Source organism: SAR86 cluster bacterium (genome assembly GCA_029268615.1).
Lineage (GTDB): Bacteria > Pseudomonadota > Gammaproteobacteria > Magnimaribacterales > Magnimaribacteraceae > JAQWNM01.
In genome coordinates this window covers 147,599-153,989 of record JAQWNM010000007.1, presented here as the reverse complement: position 1 = coordinate 153,989, position 6,391 = coordinate 147,599, and the positions used below count along the sequence as shown (strand labels likewise).

Below are 6,391 nucleotides of genomic sequence, written 5' to 3'. Positions count from 1 at the left end.
AGTACAAATAATTCTTCTAGCTTGGCAAGTTCAGATTCTTCGAATACTTCTAATTTGGCAAGTTCAGGTTCTGCAAATACTTCTGCATCTGGTTCTAGTGCTTCAGAAGACTCCTCTAATTCTTCAATTCAAGCTTCTGAGATAAAATTAAATCGCGCTCCAGTTATATTGAATACCTTGAGTAGTTCTATGGATTTTTCTGAGAATCAAAAGGATTTACTTTCTGTATTTACAGAAGATGATGATGGAGATGAAATAAGTATTTCTATTACAGGTCCTGATGCAGATATTTTTGAATTAGTTAAAGTAGAAAACATTATTGATATTAGTTTGTCATCCATTGAAGTTAAAGACGGTTCCTTTTCTTCATCCATTTCTGAAACGGGATCTAAAGGTTCAACTAACTACACGATAGGTGGTACGGATAGTGAATTATTCGAAATTCTATCGAGTAATTCTGGAGAAATTCTTTCTTTAAAATCTGATTCAGAGATCAAGTCTACATATTCCGTGTTTCTGACAGCAACAGATGAACAAGGCAATTCATCCACAAAATATTTTACTATTACAGGAAAAAATACCAGAGAAGTTGATTCTTCTTCACTTAATTCTACTAGCTCTTCAAGAGCTTACTTAAGTTCGACAGGTAATATCACAGATGACTCTTTAGTTTGTGATTCATCATTTACATCTGGATTAGATGGATTTAGATATTGCTGGGAAGAAGATCAAACAACTTCAGGTACAGAGTATTCCGCAACCCCTATCAGTCCTTTAGAAGTAGAGTTTCTAAACGAAACTGTATCCGTTGTAGATTCTTCCTTTGCGGAAAGACTTTATATAGATTACGGAATTATTTTATCTGATGAAGGTGAAAGAATATGGACACAAGACATGTCCTTTGCTGTGTATGAGACCATGCAACAAATTCCACAATTTGTACGTAATGAAAACTTTAATAGTGAAAATAGGACTTTAAGTAAGTGGACTTTAACAGACTCTAATTTAGTTGATGATATTTCTATTGAAGATAATGGAGAAGTAAAAAATGTCAATATATCCAGTATTACTTTTGAGAATGCAAATCCAAGGATTGCTTTAATAGAAGGCAAAAGAGGTACATATTTTTCCAATAGACTTCATCATGCAATAATAAGATTTGTTACCAATAATGGAAATGATTCTGTGGCTGTGTCCAAGATTCTTTTTGAGAAGTATGGCATTAAGACAGAAATACCAGATTATCTAGAACTTACTGGTGAGGTTGAACAAAGGTTTCAGCCTTTTCATCCATCTGAGCTGGTAGAAATTATTAGTATGTTTGAAGAGATGCCAAGAGGCATGCATAAGATAGTAGGATTGAATTATTTAGTTAGAAGACTGGATGGAACGAGAAATGATTACATGCCAGAAGCTCCAGCTATAGCTTGGGTAGATTCTGGTTATATAGAATTTATGGAATTAGGATTTAATAGTGATAGTTTAGATTATGTCCACAGACTAATTCTTCATGAAAAAGCACACTTTTTATGGGGATTAGTATTTGATGAGACTTTAAAGGATGACTGGATTGAGCTAGGTGGATGGTATGAAGACTCAAGCAAAGTAGAGGGCTGGTCAACTACAAAAACTACAGAATTTGTGAGTGCTTATGCACATCTCAAGAATCCCAATGAAGATATGGCTGAATCTATTTCATTTTTTATTATCAATCCAGATAAATTAAGATCCAGGTCCAATTCTAAATATGAATTTATAAGAGATAGGATTATGCAGGGAAATGTTTATATCTCAAAAATAAGAGAAGATTTAACATTTGAAGTTTACAATCTTTATCCAGATTATGTGTACCCTGGAAAAATAAGAAGAATAAATGTTTCTGTAATAGGACAGCCCACGGATGAAAAGCTGGTCACAGTAGAGTTGGAATTACATGCGCTAGATGGCGTTTTAGAAGGTGCTCAGTGGGCAAGAATGAGAATCTTTAGCACTGAAGATACTTACTTTGATTTATACATGTATCCAAAAAATGGTAACTCTACAGGAACTGTATTAAGTGGATCTTATACACTTCCCGCGAACGCTGCCAATGGCTACTGGCAAACAAGTCAAATTGTTCTTCAAGATCAAGTGGGGAATCAACGGATGGAGTCTACGAATGATTTCGGTTGGCGAATGTATGTAGATAGTCCTGGGGAAGATCTGATACCACCAGAATATATAGCTAATAGCGCAGCTCTCTCTTTAGACACCAAAATAATTGAAGATAAGATTACTGACGTCATTATAGCGACTTGGGATTTTTCTGAAAATAGCAATAATAGAGATGATTTTACATGTTACGGTGCATTAAATGACGAGTTAATCTCCACTTATTCATTAGAACTTTATGGAGAAGCAAGGAATAACCAATGTTACTTAGAATATTGGATGCCAAATTATATGCCTAGTGGAATATATAGGCTTAACTATACTAGAATGCTTGACCAAGCTGGCAATGAAACAAGAACCTATCTAACTGCTCCAGAAGAATCAAGAGGCTCTTTAGTGAGTAAGGAAAATAATGGCTCTGCAGATGAAGCGGCACCGCAAATATATTTGGAAACGACTAATCCTGATACCTCTCCACCTCAGTTAGATTTAAATATCATCAGTATTTCTGCAGAATCAACTAATCCTTCATCACCTAATGGTGAAACGGAAGTAAAATTTACTTTTAGAATAAAAGATGACATTTCAGGTTACAAGTTAGGTTACTTTACCTTCAGGGATCCCCAGGGTCTGACAAAAGGATATTATCATTATCCACCGAGAAGGTCGGATCTTTATCCTAATAATATAGATTTAGATTGGTATGAATATACAGCTACCGTGATGCTGCCAGCAGGATCTGCTCCGGGTACTTGGGGAGTTACTGAATTTACTTTAAGAGATAGAGCTTTAAATTTTAAAACTTATGATTTTACCGAGACCATCACATTCATAACAGAATAATCTAATCTCTTCCTTCAGGGGGCACCAAACTATAGAAGGTCTAATAGATTTATATTTACGACTCTAAGTCCAGAAAGGATCTAAAGCCTGATCTTCAGATGGATTAAAATACGTATGACATCGGACAATTCTGCCGCAATCACCAATCCAATAAATTTCTATTGATTCTAGTTCAATTTTATTGCCGTTAACATTTCCATGATTGAGAAGGTGAACAGCTACTTGATCACCACACACTGACATAAACAATAATTCTAAATTCCAACTATGCCCTGGTTTAAAAGCATTTTCCCACATTCCTTCTATTGCGGATAATCCTTGCTTTACTTTTCCAGTCCCAACAGGATCTTGCATGATTACATCTGGATGCCAAGCAGGCGTCCATTTTTCTCGATCGCTAGCATTCCAACAATCTATGTGGGTATGCACAGCCGTTTCAATTGATTCTTTCATAATATTCCCCTAAAAAACTATTTCTAATAATACACTAGTTCTTTTTATTCAGTCCATCCTGTTGTAAACCACGGATCCAAAACCTGATCTTCAGATGGATTAAAATACGTATGACAGCGAACAATTCTTCCGCAATCACCAATCCAATAGATTTCAATAGATTCTAGATCAAAAATATTGCCGTCCAAGTTACCATGGTTGATAAGGTGTACGGCTACTTGATCACCACAAACTGACATAAAAGCGAGTTCTAAATTCCAACTATGCCCTGCTTGAAAAGCTTTATCCCAAGTATTTTCTATGGCAACTATTCCATTCTTTTCCTTACCGCCTACAGGATCTTGAAAGATGACATCAGGGTGCCATGCACTTAGCCACTTATCTCTATCTCCGGCATTCCAACAATCTAGATGAGTATGAACAGCTGTTTCAATTGGGTCTTTCATAAGGCCTCCTAACAATAATATACATACAAAATAGCATTATTCCTCCCAAGAGCGAGAAATATTAATAAAATCTTCAATTAACTCTTTCTCATTATCTAATTCACTCATTAATAAAGAGAAAAATTCTGAGAAAAAAATTGAGGATCAATCACTCCAGATTCAGGAGCCAAAACACCTTTTTTGGTTATCTTTCCCTCTATTAGCATCTTTAACGCGCAAGCTAACGGGTATCCCGGTTATTGCGCCCATTCCTCCGCTGCCACCAATTGCCAAAACTTTCATGTTTGAGTTCCTCTTTTATTGTTTTCAAATATTCTTGTAAATATTCAAGAAGTCAGTTTAACTAACTCAGAAGAAAATTTACTTAAAATTTATATTAAATAGTTAACTGGGTCTTAAGATTTTATGGCTAAAGAGATAAAAATTATTATCTTAGGAGCTGGCATGGCAGGAATACTTGCGGCGATTAAGCTTATAGAGAATGGATTTTCAAATATTATTATTTATGAGAAAGCGAATAATCTTGGAGGCACATGGAGAGATAATACTTATCCGGGTCTTATCTGCGATGTCCCTTCACATCATTACACTTACAGCTTTAAAAGAAACCCTAATTGGTCAACACACTATTCTACTGGTAAAGAAATCCAAGAATATTTCGAAAATGTCGCTATAGAATATAATCTTAGATCTAAAATAGAATTTAATAAAGAAGCTGTAAAAGCTAATTTTGTAAACAAAAAATGGCTTCTAGAATTTAATAATGGGCCTAAAGATGAGGCTGATATTCTCATAGCGGCAACCGGTGTCTTGCATCATCCAAAATATCCAAAAATTGATGGCATAGATTCTTTTGAAGGTGATATATTCCATAGCTCAAACTGGAACCACTCCATAGATTTAGAAAATAGTAGAGTAGGAATAATAGGTAATGGCTCAACGGGTGTTCAGATATTAAGCTCACTGGCAGGTAATTGCTGGCACACCTATCATTTTCAAAGGACACCACAATGGATGATGCCATTAATAAATAACTCTTTTACAAAAAAAGAAAAAGAATCTTTTAAAGATCCTTTAATTTTAGAAAAAGCAATGGGATTTGAAGAATACCAAGCTGGAGTTGAATTATATTCTCAAGCTATTTTAGATATGAATTCACAAGAAGCCGAGCAGTTACAAAAAATATGTTTAGATAATTTAAACCTAAATGTAATGAACCGTATTTTAAGAGAGAAACTTATGCCAGATCATAGAGCTCTTTGTAAAAGATTAATTTGGTCGTCTGAATATTATCCTGCTATACAAAAACCGGACACTTCTTTAGTAACAGAAGAAATTTTAAAAATAACTAAAAATGGGATAAAAACTAACAAAAATTCTTTTTCTCTAGATGTGATCGTTCTTGCTACTGGATTCAAAACTAATCAATTCATGAGGCCAATGAATATTTATGGAAGACACTCCACAAGCTTATCAGAATATTGGAACCCTTCACCAGAAGCATATCTTTCAATCTGCATGCCTAACTTTCCAAACTTTTTTATGCTGAATGGCCCAAATGGTCCTGTTGGTAATTTTTCTTTAATTGACATAGCTGAGCATCAAATGAACTACATCTTGCAATTAATTAATGGGATTGCAAAAGAGGAATTTAATTTTATTGAACCTAGTAAAAAAGCTACTCATTCATATGAGAAAGATAGAGTGAATGCAGCTAAAAAGACTGTATGGTACCTTGGAGGCTGTTCAAGTTGGTATCTAAATGAAGCCGGTATACCTGCAAGCTGGCCTTGGACCTATTCTAGATTTACTAAAACAATGGAGAAACCTAACTTAGCAGACTTTATTCTTACCTAATCAAAATCTTATATAAATTAAATAAACATTTTTAATACATGAATCAAATTAAAAGGTACAAAATATTTTCTGGGCAACCTAAAATACTAATTATATCTATTGCCCTTCTCTTACTTTGTTCTTTAGCTTTCCAAGCGCTTCCAAGTAGTATTTATGAAAATATGCTTGATCTAAAATTCGGTTTTAACTATCAAGATATTATTACCCTTTTTGAAGTTCTTAGCAGTGAAGAAAGAAATGTATATATTATTTCCTCTTTAACCTTGGATATCATTTTTCCTGCCCTATACGTAACTTTTTTTTTGGGTTTATACTCTGTATTAGAAATAAATAATAATAAACTAATAATCGTCCCAGTACTTACCGGAATAAGTGATATTCTAGAAAATATCCAAATAGCTCTTCTGATGTATTCAAAACCTGATCAAATCACTAATATACAGCTTATTTTCGGAAGCAGCTTCAACCAAATTAAATGGATCTTGGTATTTCTATCTTTAGTAATATTAATTTTTGCAATATTCAAGAAAGGATTAAAAAGATTTTAAATTTTAATACATCATATACTATAAAATATTAGTTAAACCTAGGAACATTTTTCTTAAATAAAAGCAAAACTATTATTTTAAACTTAAAAAGAT

5 protein-coding genes are annotated in these 6,391 nt (G+C 33.8%); 3 read left to right on the top strand and 2 right to left on the bottom strand.

The features are described from left to right. Positions 1-2,994, top strand: a 2,994-nt coding sequence (locus tag P8J93_03275; protein ID MDG2060824.1) for a cadherin repeat domain-containing protein, incomplete at its 5' end; no start/stop codon positions are given. Between the two features lie 63 nt (positions 2,995-3,057). On the opposite strand, the gene P8J93_03270 is transcribed toward P8J93_03275, so the two are convergent. Both P8J93_03270 and P8J93_03265 read right to left on the bottom strand, forming a co-directional pair. After that, complete coding sequence (locus tag P8J93_03270) at positions 3,058-3,447, bottom strand: nuclear transport factor 2 family protein (protein ID MDG2060823.1); 390 nt, start codon at positions 3,445-3,447, stop codon at positions 3,058-3,060. A gap of 44 nt (positions 3,448-3,491) precedes the next feature. Then, a complete protein-coding gene (locus P8J93_03265; GenBank protein ID MDG2060822.1) occupies positions 3,492-3,893 on the bottom strand; it encodes a nuclear transport factor 2 family protein in 402 nt (133 codons plus the stop codon). 405 nt (positions 3,894-4,298) lie between these two features. On the opposite strand from P8J93_03265, the gene P8J93_03260 reads away from it, so the two are divergent. Further along, a complete protein-coding gene (locus P8J93_03260) occupies positions 4,299-5,750 on the top strand; it encodes an NAD(P)/FAD-dependent oxidoreductase (protein ID MDG2060821.1) in 1,452 nt (483 codons plus the stop codon). 38 nt (positions 5,751-5,788) lie between these two features. Continuing rightward, the gene (locus P8J93_03255; GenBank protein MDG2060820.1) at positions 5,789-6,298 is read left to right on the top strand and encodes a hypothetical protein; all 510 of its coding nucleotides are present in this window, start codon (positions 5,789-5,791) and stop codon (positions 6,296-6,298) included. Positions 6,299-6,391: the final 93 nt, after the last annotated feature.

What these genes read in the sequence shown, in the direction of transcription:
- P8J93_03270 (MDG2060823.1), bottom strand. Translation starts at nt 3,447, where the DNA reads ATGAAAGAATCAATTGAAACGGCTGTGCATACCCACATAGATTGTTGG.
- P8J93_03260 (MDG2060821.1), top strand. Translation starts at nt 4,299, where the DNA reads ATGGCTAAAGAGATAAAAATTATTATCTTAGGAGCTGGCATGGCAGGA.
- P8J93_03255 (MDG2060820.1), top strand. Translation starts at nt 5,789, where the DNA reads ATGAATCAAATTAAAAGGTACAAAATATTTTCTGGGCAACCTAAAATA.
- P8J93_03265 (MDG2060822.1), bottom strand. Translation starts at nt 3,893, where the DNA reads ATGAAAGACCCAATTGAAACAGCTGTTCATACTCATCTAGATTGTTGG.